At 69.5% G+C, this 17,793-nt stretch carries 15 protein-coding genes; 12 read left to right on the top strand and 3 right to left on the bottom strand.

What is annotated here, in order from left to right:
- The first annotated feature begins 57 nt into the window (after positions 1–57).
- From ACIHAX_RS34670 to ACIHAX_RS34705, 8 genes are all read left to right on the top strand, one after another.
- The gene (locus ACIHAX_RS34670) at positions 58–1,659 is read left to right on the top strand and encodes a DEAD/DEAH box helicase (protein WP_397281831.1); all 1,602 of its coding nucleotides are present in this window, start codon (positions 58–60) and stop codon (positions 1,657–1,659) included.
- A 3-nt stretch (positions 1,660–1,662) separates the two neighbouring features.
- The gene (locus tag ACIHAX_RS34675; protein ID WP_355078477.1) at positions 1,663–2,508 is read left to right on the top strand and encodes a DMT family transporter; all 846 of its coding nucleotides are present in this window, start codon (positions 1,663–1,665) and stop codon (positions 2,506–2,508) included.
- A gap of 110 nt (positions 2,509–2,618) precedes the next feature.
- Positions 2,619–4,055, top strand: coding sequence for a GuaB1 family IMP dehydrogenase-related protein (locus tag ACIHAX_RS34680; RefSeq protein ID WP_355078478.1), 1,437 nt, complete (start codon positions 2,619–2,621; stop codon positions 4,053–4,055).
- A gap of 244 nt (positions 4,056–4,299) precedes the next feature.
- Positions 4,300–5,682, top strand: a complete 1,383-nt coding sequence (locus tag ACIHAX_RS34685; protein ID WP_355078547.1) for a hemolysin family protein — start codon at positions 4,300–4,302, stop codon at positions 5,680–5,682.
- Positions 5,675–6,739 (top strand): hemolysin family protein, encoded by a 1,065-nt coding sequence (locus tag ACIHAX_RS34690; protein WP_355078479.1) that lies wholly within the window; start codon positions 5,675–5,677, stop codon positions 6,737–6,739. The genes ACIHAX_RS34685 and ACIHAX_RS34690 overlap by 8 nt, the downstream gene beginning before the upstream one ends.
- A 37-nt stretch (positions 6,740–6,776) precedes the next feature.
- Positions 6,777–7,691 (top strand): 3-methyladenine DNA glycosylase, encoded by a 915-nt coding sequence (locus ACIHAX_RS34695; protein ID WP_364436706.1) that lies wholly within the window; start codon positions 6,777–6,779, stop codon positions 7,689–7,691.
- Between the two features lie 153 nt (positions 7,692–7,844).
- Entirely contained in the window at positions 7,845–9,419 is a 1,575-nt protein-coding gene (locus tag ACIHAX_RS34700) for an LVIVD repeat-containing protein (RefSeq protein WP_397281834.1), read from the top strand.
- A 14-nt stretch (positions 9,420–9,433) separates the two neighbouring features.
- Positions 9,434–10,063: a DUF305 domain-containing protein gene (locus ACIHAX_RS34705; protein ID WP_397281836.1), complete on the top strand. Its 630-nt coding sequence runs from the start codon at positions 9,434–9,436 to the stop codon at positions 10,061–10,063.
- Positions 10,064–10,075: 12 nt separating this feature from the next.
- Here the strand turns inward: ACIHAX_RS34705 and ACIHAX_RS34710 are convergent, their stop codons facing one another.
- A complete protein-coding gene (locus ACIHAX_RS34710; RefSeq protein WP_355078482.1) occupies positions 10,076–10,834 on the bottom strand; it encodes an NAD(P)H-dependent oxidoreductase in 759 nt (252 codons plus the stop codon).
- Between the two features lie 165 nt (positions 10,835–10,999).
- Here ACIHAX_RS34710 and ACIHAX_RS34715 point away from each other — a divergent pair, with 165 nt between their 5' ends.
- Positions 11,000–11,734 (top strand): PaaI family thioesterase, encoded by a 735-nt coding sequence (locus tag ACIHAX_RS34715; protein ID WP_397281839.1) that lies wholly within the window; start codon positions 11,000–11,002, stop codon positions 11,732–11,734.
- A gap of 28 nt (positions 11,735–11,762) precedes the next feature.
- Here ACIHAX_RS34715 and ACIHAX_RS34720 read toward each other — a convergent pair whose 3' ends face one another.
- Positions 11,763–12,278 (bottom strand): hypothetical protein, encoded by a 516-nt coding sequence (locus tag ACIHAX_RS34720; RefSeq protein WP_397281841.1) that lies wholly within the window; start codon positions 12,276–12,278, stop codon positions 11,763–11,765.
- Positions 12,279–12,898: 620 nt separating this feature from the next.
- A complete protein-coding gene (locus ACIHAX_RS34725; RefSeq protein ID WP_364436634.1) occupies positions 12,899–15,079 on the bottom strand; it encodes a malate synthase G in 2,181 nt (726 codons plus the stop codon).
- Positions 15,080–15,321: 242 nt separating this feature from the next.
- Between ACIHAX_RS34725 and ACIHAX_RS34730 the strand changes: the two genes are divergently transcribed.
- Genes ACIHAX_RS34730 through ACIHAX_RS34740 form a run of 3 tightly spaced genes read left to right on the top strand, consistent with a single transcriptional unit; the run spans position 15,322 to position 17,743 of the window.
- On the top strand, positions 15,322–16,062 hold the full coding sequence (locus ACIHAX_RS34730; protein ID WP_397281844.1) for an SDR family NAD(P)-dependent oxidoreductase: 741 nt from the start codon (positions 15,322–15,324) through the stop codon (positions 16,060–16,062).
- Positions 16,059–17,108 (top strand): zinc-binding dehydrogenase, encoded by a 1,050-nt coding sequence (locus ACIHAX_RS34735; protein ID WP_364436640.1) that lies wholly within the window; start codon positions 16,059–16,061, stop codon positions 17,106–17,108. Before ACIHAX_RS34730 ends, ACIHAX_RS34735 begins: the two co-directional genes overlap by 4 nt.
- Positions 17,105–17,743 (top strand): TetR/AcrR family transcriptional regulator, encoded by a 639-nt coding sequence (locus tag ACIHAX_RS34740; protein ID WP_397281847.1) that lies wholly within the window; start codon positions 17,105–17,107, stop codon positions 17,741–17,743. Before ACIHAX_RS34735 ends, ACIHAX_RS34740 begins: the two co-directional genes overlap by 4 nt.
- Positions 17,744–17,793: the final 50 nt, after the last annotated feature.

The raw sequence follows: 17,793 nt of genomic DNA on the forward strand, positions 1-17,793 counted from the left end.
CACCGAACAGCGCGATCCGCGTGGAACGCGCCGTGCGACGAAAGGCACATCCTCCTCGTGACCCCCTCGACCACCGTCGCCGCGGCGCCCCCCGCGACCTTCGCGGGTCTGGGCCTGCCCGCCGTGCTCGTCCAGGCACTGCGACGCGACGGCATCGAGACGCCGTTTCCGATCCAGGCCGCCACGACGCCCGACGTCCTGGCAGGCAAGGACGTGCTCGGCCGCGGGCCGACCGGTTCCGGAAAGACCTTGGCCTTCGGCCTCCCGATGCTCACCCGGCTGGCCGGCGCCGCGGCCAAGCCGGGCCGCCCGCGCGGACTGGTCCTGGTGCCGACCCGCGAGCTGGCCGCACAGATCGAGCGGGCACTGGACGAACCGGCGCTTTCGCTCGGCCTGCGCGTGGCCTCGGTGGTCGGCGGCGCCCCGATCAAACGCCAAGCCGACCGGCTCGCCCGCGGCGTCGACCTGCTCATCGCCACGCCCGGACGGCTCGCCGACCTCCTCACCCAGGGATCGGCCGATCTGTCCGACGTGACGATCACCGCGCTCGACGAGGCCGACCACATGGCCGACATGGGATTCCTGCCGCAGGTGACCAAGCTGCTCGACCGCACGCCGCGCGACGGTCAGCGCCTGCTGTTCTCGGCCACGCTGGACGGCGAGGTCGACAAGCTGGTCAAGCGTTACCTGCGCTCCCCCGTCACGCATTCCACCGCACCGCCGTCGGCCTCGGTCACCACGATGTCGCATCACCTGCTCTACGTCGGCGACAAGGTGACCAAGCGGGCGGTCGCCACCGAGATCGCCGCCCGCGACGGGCTGACCATCATGTTCGTCCGTACCAAGCACGGCGCCGACCGGCTCGCCAAACAGCTGCGCGGGGCGGGCATCGCCGCGGGCGCGCTGCACGGCGGCAAGGCGCAGAACAATCGCACCCGCACCCTCGCCGCGTTCGCCGACGGCTCGGTGCCGGTGCTGGTCACGACCGACGTCGCCGCGCGCGGCATCCACGTCGACGGGATCTCCCTCGTCGTGCATGTCGATCCGCCGCCGGAGCCGAAGGCCTATCTGCACCGGGCCGGGCGCACCGCCCGCGCGGGTGAGGACGGCGTGGTCGTCACGCTGGTGATGGACGAAGAGCGCCGCGACGTCGAGTCGATGGCCCGTAAGGCGGGTGTCGAAGTGGACGGAGTCGCGGTCCGTCCCGGCGACCGCACCCTGGTCGAGATCACCGGCGCCCGCCGCCCGTCCGGAACTCCGGTGGTTCCGGCTTCCGCCGCGCCCGCGACCACCCCGGCGACGAAACCCGCACGACGTCAAGCGAACCGGCGTGCGGAGACAGCTCAGGCCGGTGGCCGCGGCGCCGGTGCGGCGAAGCAGTCCCGGTCGGGCTCGATGCCGAGCCGTGGTGGCGAATCGGTCACCGCGTCGGGGCGTCGTCGCGGCCAGGCGAAAGTCGCCGGGAAGCCCGCCACCGGCAGCTCCGCCGGGCACAGTGCGGGTTCGGTCGAGGGTGCGTCCCCCCGCCGTTCCGCTGCGGCGGGCGGATTCTCCGGACGCGCCGCAGGGCACGCCTCCGGCGACACGCCGGGCCGGACACGGCGACGCGCCGTACGCGCGCAGCAGTCACCGCAGCGGGGCAATCGCGGAGCAAACTAGAACGTGTCGACTCACGCGGCAGCCGCCGTCCTCTGCGCCCTGCTCGCGGCGCTGCTGTTCGCGGTCGCCGCGGTGGCGCAACAGCACGCGGCGGCCGCGGTGCCGGAGGGCGCGTCGCTGATCCGCTCGCTGATGCGTACCCCGCGCTGGTGGGCGGGCGTCGTCGGCGACGCGGGCGGATACGCCATGCAGGTCGTCGCGCTCACCTTGGGCGCGGTGCTGCTGGTGCAGCCGATCCTGGTGAGCGCGCTGGTGTTCGCGCTACCGATGTCCGCCCGGCTCAACGACCGCCGCGTGGCGCCGCGCACCTGGGCGACCGCCCTCGCGCTGACCGCCGCGCTGGCCTGCTTCCTGCTCGTCGGCAATCCGACCGAGGGCAACACCGATGCGCCGCTGCGAGATTGGCTCGTGCCCCTGGGCATCCTGCTCGGCCTGATCGCCGCCGCCACCGCCGGTGGCATCGCCGCGCGCGACCCGGCGTGGCGCGCGCTGCTGATCGGCGCCGCGAGCGGCGCCCTCTACGGACTCGCCGCCGCGCTCACCGACTACGTCACCGACCTGTTCGAGCACGGCCTCGGGGATGTGCTCAGCGGCTGGCAGACCTGGGCACTCATCGGGGCCGGTGTCACCGGCGTCTACCTGCAGCAGCGCGCCTATCACGCGGGACCGCTGACCGCCTCCTTGCCCGCCGTCACGGTCGTCGAGCCACTGGCCGCCGCGTTCATCGGCATCGCCGTGCTGGACGAGCGGTTGCGGACGGACACCGCGGGACTGGTCATCACCGGAGGCGCGGTGCTCGTCATGGCCGCCGCGACGATCATGCTCTCCCGCTCGCAAGCCGCCGCCTGAGCCCACCGGCGAAGAAAGGCCGACGGGACAGACGACGCACCGCATATCCGCACTGTCGAGCCCCGGGCAGAACGGCGCACACCCGTCGGCGCGCGGATATCATCGGTCGAGTGCGCTTTCTTCCCGGTCATCAGCCGCCGTACGACCTCACCTACGACGACATCTTCCTCGTCCCGAATCGGACGGACGTCGCGTCGCGCTTCGACGTCGATCTGTCGACGACCGACGGGTCGGGCACCACCATTCCCATCGTCGTGGCGAACATGACCGCCGTGGCCGGGCGCAGAATGGCCGAGACGGTGGCCCGCCGCGGCGGCATCGTCGTCCTCCCCCAGGACCTGCCGATCACCGCGGCCGCCGACACCATCGCCTTCGTCAAGAGCCGCTCGCTCACCGCCGACACTCCGGTCACCCTCGCCCCCGACCGTTCGGTCTCCGAGGCGGTCGCCCTGATGCACAAGCGCGCGCACGGCGCGGTCGTGGTGGTGGACGAAGGACGCCCGGTCGGCGTGGTGACCGAGGCCGCCTGCGCCGACGTCGACCGCTTCGCCCGGCTCCGCGAGGTCGCGGTCACCGATTTCGTGCGGGCCCCCGCGACCACCACCCCGCGTGACCTGTTCGACCTGCTGCACGCCGAGCACGCCGACTTCGCCGTGCTCACCGCCGAGGACGGCACCTTGGCCGGCGTGCTCACCCGCACCGGCGCCCTGCGCGCGGGCATCTACCAGCCCGCCGTCGACGCCGCGGGCAAGCTGCGCGTCGCGGCCGCGGTCGGCATCAACGGCGACGTGGCCGCCAAGGCCAAGTCCCTCGTGGATTCGGGCGCCGACCTGCTGGTCATCGACACCGCGCACGGACACCAGGCCAAGATGCTCGAAACGCTCACCGCCGTGCGCGATCTCGGGCTCGGAGTCCCGCTGGTCGCGGGCAACGTCGTCTCCGCCGAGGGCACCAGGGATCTCGCGGCGGCGGGCGCCGACATCGTCAAGGTCGGTGTCGGCCCCGGCGCCATGTGCACCACCCGGATGATGACCGGCGTCGGCCGCCCGCAGTTCTCCGCGGTGGCCGAATGCGCCACCGCCGCCGCGGAACTCGGCGTGCACATCTGGGCCGACGGCGGCGTGCGCCATCCTCGCGACGTGGCGCTCGCGCTGGCCGCGGGCGCGTCCAACGTGATGATCGGCTCCTGGTTCGCCGGTACCTACGAGTCCCCCGGCGACCTGCGGGTCGATCGCGACGGCAACGCGTACAAGGAGAGCTTCGGCATGGCCTCCAAGCGGGCCGTCGCCGCCCGCACCGCCTCCGACAGCGAATTCGACCGAGCGCGCAAGGGACTGTTCGAAGAGGGCATCTCCAGCTCGCGGATGCGGCTGGACCCCGAGCGTCCCGGCGTCGAGGACCTCATCGACCACATCTGCTCCGGTGTGCGCAGCGCGTGCACCTACGCGGGAGCACGGACGCTCGCCGAGTTCCACGACAAGGCAGTGCTCGGCGTGCAATCCGCGGCCGGATTCGCCGAAGGCCGCCCGCTGCCCAGCGGTTGGTGAGCGCCGACACACGAATCGCACCGGCACCGGCCCACGCCACTCGGCACGTGGGCCGGTAGCATGGTGGTTGCCGGACACCGGCACCACGACTCGTTTGCGAAAGGATCCAGTTGTCACCCGCGTCCGAGGGCGCCGCACAGGAGGGCTCCTCTACCGAGCCGGGTGACCAACCCGGCGTCCTCCTCCCCGCAGTAGTCCCATTCCGCACAGGCCGTCACGCAGCACCGTTCGGGTGGTGCTGACCATGTCCGTCGCGCTCACCGCGCTCAGCCTGATCGGATTCATCGCACTCACCGTCGGCACGGCCCTGTTCGTCGCCGCGGAATTCTCCCTCACCGCCCTGGAGCGCAGCACCGTCGAGGCGCACGCCCGCACCGGTGACGTCCGCGCCCGCATGGTCCGCAAGGCGCATCGCACGCTGTCGTTCCAGCTGTCCGGCGCCCAGCTCGGCATCACCATCACCACGCTGATCACCGGTTACATCGCCGAGCCGGTACTGGCCCGGCTGCTGCATCCGGTGTTCGCCGGCATCGGGCTGAGCGAAGCCGCCGCGGGCGGCGTCGCGCTCACGCTCGCGCTGATCCTGGCCACCTCGCTGTCGATGATCTACGGCGAGCTGGTGCCCAAGAACATCGCCATCGCCAAGCCGCTCGCCACCGCCCGCGTCACGGCCGGACCGATGGTCAGCTTCTCGGTGGTGTTCAAGTGGATGATCCATTTCCTCAACAGCACCGCCAACTGGGTGGTTCGCAGGCTCGGTGTCGAGCCCGCCGAGGAGTTGCGCTCGGCCCGTTCGCCGCAGGAACTCGGCTCCCTGGTGCGCACGTCCGCGCTGCGCGGCGCGCTCGACCAGCCCACCGCCCAGGTGATGGACCGCTCGCTGCAGTTCGGCGAGCGCAGCGCCGAGGAGCTGATGACTCCGCGGGTGAAGATCGAGTCACTCGACAAGGACGACACCATCGCCGATCTGATCGACGCGGCGGGCCGCACCGGTTACTCCCGATTCCCGGTGATCGACGGCGATCTCGACAACACCCTCGGCTTCGTGCACGTCAAGCAGGCTTTCACCCGCCCAGTGCACGCGCGCCGGACGACCCCCCTCTACCGGCTCGCCCAGCCGGTGCCGATCGTGCCCGCCAGCTTGGACGGCGACGAGGTGCTCGAACGGGTCCGCGCCGACGGCATGCAGGTCGCCCTCGTCGTGGACGAGTACGGCGGGACCGCGGGCCTGGTCACCATGGAGGACATCATCGAGGAGATCCTCGGCGACGTCCGCGACGAGCACGACGAGGAGGAGCGCGACGTACGGCGCGTCTCCGACGGCTGGGACTGCTCGGGCCTGCTGCGTATCGACGAGGTCTCCCGGGCGACCGGGTACGACGCGCCGGAGGGCGAGTACGAGACGCTGGGCGGCCTCGTGCTGACCCGGCTCGGCCGCATCCCGGTGCCCGGCGACGAAGTCGTGCTGCCCAACCCTCGCTCGCAGCAGTGGACGGCGCCGGAGAACCACGGCTCCGGCGGCTGGATCGCCCGGGTGGAGCGCATGGACGGACGGCGCATCGATCGGGTCCGGTTGATCCCGGTGGACGCCGACGCCCTCGCGACCAAGGAGCACAGCCATGGGTGACCTCTTCGGCGTCCTGCTCACCGTCGTGCTGCTGGCAGGCAACGCCTTCTTCGTCGCCGCCGAGTTCGCGCTCATCTCCGCCCGCCGCGACCGGCTGGAAGCGCTGGCCGCGCAGGGCAAGCGCAACGCGAACACCGTCATCCGAGCGGGCGAGAACCTTTCGATGATGCTCGCCGCCGCGCAGCTGGGCATCACCATCTGCTCGATCCTGCTCGGCCGCGTCGGCGAGCCCGCCGTCGCGCACCTGCTGGAAGGCCCGTTCGACCTACTCGGCCTGCCGCAGCAACTGCTGCACCCGGTGGCGTTCGCGCTGGCGCTGACCATCGTGGTGATCCTGCACATCCTGTTCGGCGAGATGATCCCGAAGAACATCGCGCTGGCCGGGCCGGAGCGCAGCGCGCTGCTGCTGGTGCCGGTGCACCTGATGTGGCTGCGGCTGGCCCGCCCGCTCATCGCGCTGTACAACCTGGCCGCCAACCTGTCGCTGCGCCTGCTGCGGGTCGAGCCGAAGGACGAGCTGGAGGCCACCGTGTCGACGGTGGAACTGGCCGAGATGATCGGCGAGTCCCGCTCGGAGGGACTGCTCGACGAGGAGGAGCATCGCCGCCTCACGCAGGCGCTCGGCACCAGCGACCGGGTGGTCGCCGACGTGATGGTGCCGCTGGACGCGACCCGATCGATTCCGCTGCGCGGCAACGGGACCACACTCGGCGACATCGAATCCGCGGTCGCCGAGACGGGTTTCTCCCGCTTCCCGGTGCGGGCGAACGACGGCTCGCTGGTCGGCTACCTGCACGTCAAGGACGTGCTCGACAAGGTCGCCGACGAGAGCGCCGGTCCGGGGACGCCGATCCCGCGCACCGATATCCGCCCGCTGCCGACGGTGGGCATGGGCGCCACGCTCTACGAGGCGCTGGCGCGGCTGCGGCGCACCAACAGCCATCTCGGCCGCGTGGTCGACGACCGGGGCAACACCACCGGCATCGTCGCCTTGGAGGACTTGGTGGAGGAATTCGTCGGCACCGTCCGAGACGGAACGCATCGGGTGGGCGAATGACGATTCGGGCAGCGTGCCCGCGCGGGGTGCGATGACCATGCGGGTGTTGTCCGGTGCGCGGTGGCGGGAGTCCGCCGCCGCGCACCGGGCCCGGCTGGACGATCTGGTCGGGCCCTATCTCGAGCGGCGGGCGCAAGGTTCGTCGCACCCGGTGATCGACTTCTTGTTCACCTACTACGGGCACAAACCCGCCCAGTTGCGGCGCTGGCATCCGGGATACGGCATCGGGATGGCCGATGCCGCCGAATACCGCGATGCGCGCGGGTATCACCACGTGGTCACCGATTCCGGCGCTGCGGGCTTCTGCACCGCCGATCCCGCATACCTGGACAAACGCCGCGATACCGTCGCGTTCGTCGCGGAGTTGCTGCGTGCCACCGCGTCCCGGCCCGCTCATCTGTCCTGCTTCGGGCTGCACGAATGGGCGATGGTGTATCGCACCGACGACATCCGCCACCAGAGGGTGCCGCTGCGGCTGGGACGCGCGGGCACCGACAGCGTGCTCGACTCGATGTCGCTGCGCTGTACGCATTTCGACGCCTACCGCTTCTTCACCCCGGACGCCGTCGGCCGCAATTCCGAGCCGCTCACCCGAGCCGACCAGCTGCGTCGCGAACAGCCGGGCTGTCTGCACGCGAATATGGATCTGTACAAGTGGGGCTTCAAGCTGGTCCCGCTGATCTCGTCGGAGCTGCTCCTGGATTGTTTCGAGTTGGCTTGCGCCGCAAGGGAACTGGACATGCGCGCCAGCCCGTACGACCTGTCCGGCCTCGGCTACCAGCCGGTTCGCATCGAGACACCCTCGGGGCGGGCGGAGTACGTCCGCGCCCAGGCCGAGTTGGCGGAACGCGCAGCCGGACTACGACGCGTCTTCCTGGGTGCCTGCGACGAACTCCTGTCGGAGCACCCGAATTCGGCCACGCTCGGCACCGGACCGACCCAGTCGCGCTGACCACGCGGACCGGAAAACTTCGCGAATCGTCTGCGATTCGACGAAACTCACCCTCGGGCCGACGGAAATCATTACCATTCAGTCAGTTCAGCGGTGACTGTCCCAGTCACCCTGGGTAGCCAATCTCGACGACGAAGTTGGGGGGTCGCGACGATGCGCCCGTTGGCCAGACTGTGCCGTGCCAAACCGCTGGCTCTGCTCACCATCGGCATGGTTACGGCCGTGCTGCTGCCCATGAGCGCTTCGGCCGATCCGCCATCGGACGTTCGTAACGCGGTCGAGGAGTTCCTCGACGTCGGGCGCACTTCGGTTCCCCGCGCCGACTGCGGCCCCGGCGCCGCCCCCGAGAGCGGACTGCAAGGCGATGTCACCGCCGCCGACCGCGACAGCGGGCGCAGCACGCAGGGCTACCGGTGCAACATCTCCTACGTCGGCGGCTACGCGGGACGCGGCGCGGGCATCACCTCCACCAGCTTCGAGCATTGCGCCTATCTGGGCTCGTTCTTTCCCGGCGACCTGATCAGCGAGGGCCGTGGCGTCCAGGTGCTCGACGTGTCCGATCCGGCGAATCCGCGTCCGACGGCGACTTTGACCGAGCCCGCGATGCTCGCGGGCACCTGGGAGAGCCTCAAGGTCAACACCGAGCGCAAGTTGCTGGTCGGCACCGGCGTGCCGGTCGGCGAGGGTGTGGGCTTCCTGTCGGTCTACGACATCTCCGATTGCGCGCATCCGCGGCTGCTCAATCCCGGTCCGGGGACGAATCTGGCGATGCCGCTGCCGATCACCACGCACGAGGGCGGCTTCTCCCCCGACGGCAACACCTATTGGGCCTCGGGAGTCGCGCCCGGCTTCGTCAGCGCGGTGGACCTGAGCGACCCCGCCGATCCGCATGTGGTGTGGCAGGGCTTGACGGGCATCGAAGCGCACGGATTCGGCATCAGCCCGGACGGCGATCGGATGTACATCTCCGCGCTCGGCGGATTCACCGTCCTCGACATCAGCGCGGTGCAGCGCCGCGACTCGAACCCGCAGGTGCATCATCTGGGCCGGGTGTTCTGGACGGACGGCTGGGCGACCCAGCACAGCATCCCGGTCTTCTACGACGGCAAGCCCTACCTCTACACCGTCGACGAAGGCGGTTCCGGCGGCGTCAAACTCATCGATATCTCCGACGAGACGGCGCCCAGGGTGGCCAACAAGATCAAGCTCGAGATCAACCTGCCGCAGCACATCGACAGCAATATCGGTTCGTCGATGGGCGGTTCCGCCTTCGCCTACGAATCGCACTACTGCGCCGCCGACCGGCAGGACAACCCGACCGCCTTGGCCTGCGGATGGATCTCCTCCGGCATCCGGGTGTTCGACATCCGCGACCCGTACGCCATCCGCGAGATCGCCTACTACAACCCGCCCGCCCGCACCGGGCAGAACATGAGCCTGTGGAACTCGCCGCACGCGCTCGCCTCGCTCATCGGCGTTCCGCTTATGAGCACCCCTCCGGCGGTACGCGCCGTACTGGAGGGACAGTTCAACCCCTTGGATGCCACCACCCCGCGCACCGGCCGCCTCGCCTTCGGCGATGTGTCCACCGACTGGTGCTTCTCACCACCGGAATGGCGCGGATCACAGCTGTACGTCGCGTGCTCGGACAACGGGTTCATGGTGCTGCGACTGGACGACGACGTGTACTCGCCACCGGCGGACCAGCGGTCGATCGTCGGGTCGTAGCGATGCGGCGCTGGATGTCGACCGCCGCCCTGGTCTCGGCGGTCTTCGCGCTGCTCGTGCTCGGCGCCGCTCTGCGGCCGCTGGTGTTTCCGGAAAGTCGTTCCGCCGCACCGGTGCTCACCGATGTCGAGATCGGCTTCGTACAGGACATGACCACCCATCACCAGCAAGCGCTGCTGATGGTGCAGCGGCTGGATCGCTCGGTCGATCCGGCGGTCGCCCGGCTGGCCGAACAACTCGACCGCACACAGCGCCTGGAGATCGGCACCATGCTCGGCTGGCTGCGCCTGGCGGACGCGCCGCCCAGCTCCGTACACCCGATGGCGTGGATGCACGGCGCGGACGCGTCGGCGCATGGCCATCAGGCGACGGCCGCGCAGACGGCACCGCTGATGCCCGGGATGGCGAGCACGGCGGAACTGGACAATCTGGCAGCGGCACATGGCCGGAACGCGGAGATACTGTTCCTTCAACTGATGTTTCGCCACCACCAGGGCGGTGTCGCGATGGCCGAGGCCGCCGACGGTCTCCTGGGCTCCGGGCCGGTCAAAGAGATCGCGCGTTCCATGATCCATGGGCAAGGCCAGGAGGCGGGGGTGATGGGCATGCTGCTCACCCAGCGCGGAGCGACCCCACTGCCCTGATCACCCGGGCGGCTACGACGCCACGTGCAACCCGAAGCCGGTCGCTCCCCGCGCTTCGCGACCAGCCACGAGACGCAGAGTCCGGTCGTAGTCGCCGCCGCCCTGCGGGCGGTACCGGATCGGCTCCAGTTCGGCCAGCTCCGACATCCGCCGCCGCAGGTCGTACGCGACGTCGTCGAAGCGCGCGGCGTCGAGGCGGATCGTGTCGTGCACCACGAACGGCGGCAGCACGTCCATGCCGGTGTAGTAGAGGATGCCGTGGTGGATCGGGAACAGCAGATCTTCGACGGGGCCGTTGATCCCGCGATCGGAGTAGGACGGCTGCCTGCCCCCGACCGAGACCACCAGCATCGCGCGCCGCCCGGCCAGGACGCCCGCCCCATATCTGGGCAACGCCTTACCCCCGGCTCCATAGGCGAAATCGCAGGTGAGAACCCGGTCCACCCAGCCCTTCATGATCGCGGGCATGCCGAACCACCAGAGTGGGAAATGCAGGACGACGGCGTCGGCCCACAGCAGTTTCTCCTGCTCGGCGCGTATGTCGGGACTCAGCGTCCCGTCGCGGTAGGCCACACCCGAGGCCAGCATGAAGTTGGGCTCCTCGACCGCGCCGAAATCGTCGGTGTCGGCGGCGGCCTTCCACCCCATCGCGTAGAGGTCGGTGATCCGCACCTCGTGCCCGTCCGCCCGCAACTGGCGCACCGCAACGTCTTTCAGAGCGCCGGTGAGTGAGTCCGGCTTCGGGTGGGCGTACACGATCAGTACGTTCATTCCAGCGTTCGTCACATGTCGGCGCAACAGCGTGCGGAGCGTCGGATATTCCGTCGTCCCCTCGACCTGCGTCGACAGGTGGCCCGGCGACGGCCCGGCGACACCGCGACGGTATGGTCGGCTGAACCGGGTCATGATCGTCGGCCGGGAGAGGTTGGGCAACAGATGATTCGGACCGATGCGATCAAGGTGCCCGCGCACGTGCGCGGATACCCGGGTGTGGCGTTCGGCGGGTATGTAGCGGGACTACTCGCCGCCGCGAGCGGCGCCACGCAGGTGCGCGTCGACTTCCGCCGCGGCGTGTCCGTGGACACTCCGCTGGTACTGGCGGCCGACGGCTCCGGCGGCGCGTCACTCACCGACCTCGACGGTGCGGTACTCGCCGAAGCGTCCCCATCGACGGTCACGGTCACGCCGCGGCCCGCGCCCAGCTGGGAACAGGCTCGAGCGGCGAGCGCGACCGCAGGCGCGCTGCGCAAGATGAGCCACTGCTACGGCTGCGGTGCGGCCTGCGCGCCCGGACGTGGATTGCGCTTGTCACCTTGGGCCATGTCCACGCACGACATGGTCATCGCCGCCTGGACACCGGATCTCGCGCTCGCCGGACCCGATGGGTTCCTCTCCACCGAGAACGTCTGGTCCGCTCTGGATTGCCCCGGCGGCTGGGCCGCGATGGCGCTGCGCGACCTGCGCCCCGGAGCGGTCACCGCCGCTCTCACCGCCACGCAGCTCGAATCGGTCCGCGCCGGCGACCCCTACCTGTCCTACGGGTGGCCGATCTCATCGGACGGCCGCAAGCACACGGTCGGCGTGGCCTTGTCACGAAGCGACGGAACGCTGTGCGCCCTCGCCGAAGCGCTCTGGATCGAGCCCCGCCGACCGCTCCCGTTCGAATGGTGATCGGTCCCCCCGAATCTGCCGACCGCGCTCAGTGAGTGTCGACGAAGCGGTACCACTGGCCGTCGAAAGCGGCGTATTCGATGCCGTTGGTGGCGGGTGGGCCGAGGTGCGGTGGGGTGGCCGGGTCGCGGAAGAAGGCGAAGCCCTCCGAATTCGAGTCACCCGTTTGGGTGTAGAACAGGCAGCCGCCGTCGCGGGGCGTGATGAAGGTGATCGTGTAGACGCCGAGGCGGCTGCGGTGGCCGGAGTGCGCGCAGTCGACGGCTTGATCTTCGAGGATCCCGCGGGAGAGGCGCCAGCCGGTGTCCTCAGGGACGTCGTAGAGGGCCGACGCCACGAGGGCCGCGATGAGCACGGGCGAGGCGAGACTGTGGAACACGGCACGGTAGCGCAGCACCCCGAGCAGTCCGAACAGGACGGCGATCCCACCGAGCACACCGAGCACCGCCCAGAGCACGACGAGGGTCGGGAACGTGCCCTCCGCGGCGAGTTGCCAGAACAGCGCCGCGCAGCAGAGCGCGACCAGGGCGGTCAGGAGCCCCATCCACAGAACGAACCAACGAGGAATACGCGACCGTGTGCGCACGGACCCTGCGGAGTTCACGTGTTCAAGATACGAGGGGCAGGAGCTTCGCGCGCGGGATCGGCGGCGAAATCCCCCGGGGCACTGGCGATCACGGCGACGCGGGAAGCGGGCGGAAAGCCCGCGCGGTCCAATTCCGGAGACCGCGCCCGAGTTCGCATGGTCCAGATGTCCGGCGAATTCCGGCACCGATGACTACGCACTTCACCAGGCGGCGAGATCCATCAGTGTGAAAACAAACAATTCGGAACGTTTCCCGATTCCGGCCGGAATAGAAAATCCCCCGGCCAGCACACCTGACCAGGGGATTTCACTACTCGCAGCAGATCGTGGACCGCACGTTCACAGCGGAGGGAAGCCCGCCGATCCGGTGGCCATCCAATTCCAGAACATCGCCGCGCGATTAACGACCAATGCCACGATGTCGAGCACAACGCTTCCCATGAATCTTCCTCACAAATCGACGATCTCGTGCGGCCCCCAGAGTAACGGACCGATATACAAGAGTCGAAACTCCTGGTCGCCCGAGAAAGCGCGAATCCCCCGGCCGACGGGACCGGGGGATTCGCGGCGCGCGGAGACTAGACGCAGGCCAGCGCCTTCGCCTCACGGCGACGGCGGTGCAGGATCGGCTCGGTGTACCCGTTGGGCTGCTTGGTGCCCTCCAGGATCAGTTCCTTGGCCGCCTGGAACGCGATGCTGCCCGCGAAGTCCGGCGCCATCGGCCGGTAGTTCCGGTCGCCCGCGTTCTGCCGGTCGACGACCGGGGCCATCCGCTCCAGGCTGGCCACCACCTCATCGGCGCTGACGATGCCGTGACGCAGCCAGTTGGCCATCAGCTGGCTGGAGATGCGCAGCGTCGCACGGTCTTCCATGAGCGCGACGTCCTTGATGTCGGGCACCTTGGAGCAGCCGACGCCCTGGTCGATCCAACGCACCACGTAGCCGAGGATGGACTGCGAGTTGTTGTCCAGCTCCTGGCGCTTCTCCTCGTCGGTCCAATTCGGCGCGGCGGCCAGCGGGATCTCCAGGATCTCGTCGACGGTGGCGCGGCGACCGCCCTTGGCGATCTCCTGCTGCCGCTTGAACACGTCGACCAGGTGGTAGTGCGTCGCGTGCAAGGTCGCGGCGGTGGGCGAGGGCACCCACGCGGTGTTCGCGCCCGCGCGCGGGTGACCGATCTTCTGGGTGAGCATGTCGGCCATCAGGTCCGGCATGGCCCACATGCCCTTGCCGATCTGCGCCTTGCCGGGCAGGCCGGCGGCGAGACCGGTGTCGACGTTCCAGTCCTCGTAGGACAGGATCCACTGCTGGGACTTCATGTCCGCCTTGCGGACCATCGGCCCGGCCTCCATGGAGGTGTGGATCTCGTCGCCGGTGCGGTCCAGGAAGCCGGTGTTGATGAACACCACACGTTCGGCGGCGGCCTGGATGCAGGCCGCGAGGTTCACCGTGGTGCGGCGCTCCTCGTCCATGATGCCGACCTTGAGCGTGTTGCGGCTCAGCCCGAGCACGTCCTCGATCCGGCCGAACAGCTCGTCGGTGAACGCGACCTCGTCCGGGCCGTGCATCTTCGGCTTCACGATGTAGACCGAGCCGGTGCGGCTGTTCTTCAGCTGCACGTCGTCGGCCAGGCTGTGCTTGGCGATCAGCGAGGTGATCAGCCCGTCCATGATGCCCTCGGGCACCTCGTTGCCCTCGGCGTCCAGGATGGCGTCGGAGGTCATCAGGTGACCGACGTTGCGCACGAACAGCAGCGAACGGCCGTGCAGCGTGAGTTCGCCGCCGTCCAGCGCCGTGTACACGCGGTCGGGGTTCATGGTGCGGGTGAAGGTCTTCTCGCCCTTGGTGACCTTCTCCGCGAGGTCGCCCTTCATCAGGCCGAGCCAGTTGTGGTAGCAGAGCACCTTGTCCTCGGCGTCCACGGCGGCGACCGAGTCCTCGAAGTCCATGATCGTGGTGACCGCGGACTCCAGCACGACGTCCTTGACGCCCGCGGTGTCGGTGCTGCCGATCGGGGACTGCGGGTCGATCTGGATCTCGATGTGCAGACCGTTGTGCTTCAGCAGCACCGAACTCGGCGCCTCCGGATCACCGAGGTAGCCGACCAGCTGGGAGGCGTCGGCCAGACCGATGCTGGTGCCGTCCTCGAGGCCGACCTCGAGCTCGCCGTCGACGATCTTGTAGGACGTCGAGCCGATGTGCGAACCGGTGATCAGGGTGACCGAGTCGTCGAGGAAGTTGCGCGCCCACTCGATGACCTTGTCGCCGCGCACCTTGTTGTAGCCGGTGCCCTTCTCCGCGCCGCCCGCCTCGGAGATGGCGTCGGTGCCGTAGAGCGCGTCGTAGAGCGAGCCCCAACGCGCGTTGGCGGCGTTGATCGCGAAACGGGCGTTCATCACCGGCACCACGAGTTGCGGGCCCGCGGTCGCGGCGATCTCCTCGTCGACGTTCTGGGTGGTGATCTGGAAATCGGCGGGCGCGGGCCGCAGGTAGCCGATGTCGGTCAGGAAGTTCTTGTAGGCGGCCTTGTCGTAGTTCGCGCCGGGGTGCTCCGCGTGCCAGGCGTCGACCTTGCCCTGGATCTCGTCGCGTTCGGCCAGCAGAGCGCGGTTGCGCGGAGCGAGATCATTGATGACCTGCTCGGCGCCGGCCCAGAACGCGGCGGAATCCACGCCGGAACCGGGGAGCGCCTCGTTCTCGACGAACTCGTGGAGAACGCGTGCCACCTGGAGCCCGCCGACCTGAATCCGCTCTGTCATCTACTGCCTCACTTCCGAGAAAACCGAGTGGGAAAACAGTGTCATGTTACCCGTGGGTAGCGGTGTAACCGCGCGCCGGGTCGCCCATGCCTGTGCCCGAATCCGTCGCCACGCCGAGGTGAGCTGTTCGTTGCGCCCGGCGGGTCGTGAGCCGTCGGCGGTCGGCCGGACAGCCCCTTGATCGTAACGCGCGCCGGATTTAATGTACTGATCGGAACATTTTCGGAGATGCAGGAGTCAAGGTGCCACTCACCGACAAGGTCGTTGTCGTCACCGGGGGAAGCCGGGGGCTGGGCAAACAGATGGTGCTCGCGTTCGCCGAAGCGGGCGCGGACGTGGTGATCGCAAGCCGCAAGCTGGACGGCTGCGCCGCGCTGGCCGATGAGGTGACCGAGCGGTTCGGCCGCCGCGCCCTGCCGGTGGCCTGCAACGTCAGCGACTGGTCGCAGTGCGACGCCCTGGTGCAGACCGTCTACGACACATTCGGCCGGGTGGACGTGCTGGTCAACAACGCGGGCCTCTCGCCGCTGTACCCCAGCCTGGACCAGGTCACCGAGGCGCTGTTCGACAAGGTCATCGGCGTGAACCTCAAAGGACCGTTCCGGTTGTCCGCTCTGATCGGCAGCCGGATGGCCGCCGACGGCGGCGGCTCGATCATCAACGTCTCCTCGATCGAGGCGATCCGGCCGGAACCCTTCGCGGTCCCTTATTCGGCGGCCAAGGCCGGTCTCAACGCCCTGACCGGAGGGCTGGCCCAGACGTTCGCGCCGAACGTGCGGGTCAACACCATCCAGTGCGGGCCTTTCGAAACCGACATCGCCACGGCGTGGCCGGACGAGTTGCGCGCGGAACTCACCGAACACAATGCCCTGCGCCGGGTCGGCAGGCCGGAGGAGATCGTCGGCGCGGCGCTGTTCTTCGCCACCGAGGCCTCGGCGTTCTGCACCGGCGCCACCCTCCCGATCGACGGAGGATGGCGATGAAGGCGCTGGCTTATGACGGACCGCGACAGATCTCCTACGGCGACCGGCCCGATCCCGCGCTGCCCGGCCCCGACGGCGCGATCGTCCGGGTCACCGCGGCGGGCATCTGCGGCAGCGATCTGCACATCTACGCCGGACACGGATTCGTCGCGGGCGCCGGTTACGGCGTCGGGCACGAAGCCGTCGGCGAGATCGTGGAAGTGGGGCCGTACACCCGAGGATTCTCCGTCGGCGACCGCGTGCTGGTCGCCGCCTCTGCCGGCTGCGACAGCTGCGCGCAGTGCCGAGCCGGGATCGTCACCGCGTGCGCTCGCCATCCGTTGCCGGTGGATGCCTGCTACGGGCTCGGCGGCGCACTGGCCGGATGCCAGGCCGAGTTGCTCGCCGTCCCGCACGCCGCGGGCAATCTGGCGAAGTTGCCCGACGAGGTGAGCGACACCGCCGCCGTCGTGCTCACCGACAACGCGCCCACTGCGTGGTACGGAGCCCGGCGCGCCCGGATCGCGCCGGGCGACACCGTGGTGGTGATCGGGCTCGGCCCGGTCGGTCTCATGGCGGTCCAGTCCGCGTTCGCGATGGGCGCGGCGCGGGTACTCGGCGTCGACCTGCTGGCCGAACGCCGCAAGCGCGCCGCCGAGCTCGGCGCTGAGCCGGTCGAATCGGACGATCCGAAGCAGGCGATCCGCGAAACGCTGCGCGGCGGAGCGGATGTCGCGATCGAGGCGGTCGGGGCCGACGAAACCATCAAGCTGGCGATCAGCGCCGTCGGGCACGGCGGCCGGGTCAGTGTGATCGGCGTGAGCCACAACCGGGCCTACCCGTTCCACATGATGGCGGCGCAGGTGAAGGACCTCGAATTCCACATCGGGCTGTGTTCGATCCAGTACGAACTGCCCGCGCTGCTGAAGCTCACCGCGGGCGGCAGGCTGCGGCCCGAGGCGGTGGTCACCCACCACCTTCCGATGTCCGACGGGTCCGCCGCCTACCGGATGTTCGCCGAGCGGGCCGACGGGGTGGGCAAGATCGTGCTGGACCCGTCGAAATGACCGCACCGTCCCGTAGGCGGGGCCGTCCGCCCGCGGCCGAATCGACCGCGAGCGACACCAGGGCGCGGATCGTGCGGGCCGCGATCGACCTGTTCGCCGAACGGGGCTTCCACGGCACCGGTGTGGCCGAGGTCGGCGAGCGCGCCGACGTGCAGCGCGGCGCTCTGTACTACCACATCGGTTCCAAAGAAGAGCTGCTCTGGCAGATCCTGCGCGACTACACGCAGCTCATGTTGACCGAGGCCGAACAGATCGCCGACGGGCCCGGCGATCCGGTCGCCAAGCTGCGCAAGCTGATCGACAGTCACGTGCGGCTGATCGTGCGGCATCAGCGCGAGGTGGCCATCCAGCTACGCGACGTCGGCGCGCTCACCGGCGAGCGCGCCGCGCAACTGCAAGACCTGCGCGACCGGGTGCAGCAGTGCTGGCAACGCGTCATCGACGCCGGTCACGCCGAGGGGCTGTTGCGCACCGACGACCACGTGGTCACCAACAGCGTGCTCGGCATGTTGAACACGGTGTCGTTCTGGTACCGCCCGCACGGCGGCCGCTCCCCCGGCGAGATAGCCGACATCCTCGCGACCACTTTGCTCGACGGCGTGGTGACCGGCACCGGGCGGGACACGAAAGGCTGACCGGGGCTTGGGATTTCGAGGCCGACCCGGAGCACCGGCGGAAGCTGGAC

Origin of the sequence: Nocardia sp. NPDC051929, from assembly GCF_044548645.1 — a bacterium.
Lineage (GTDB): Bacteria > Actinomycetota > Actinomycetes > Mycobacteriales > Mycobacteriaceae > Nocardia > Nocardia sichangensis.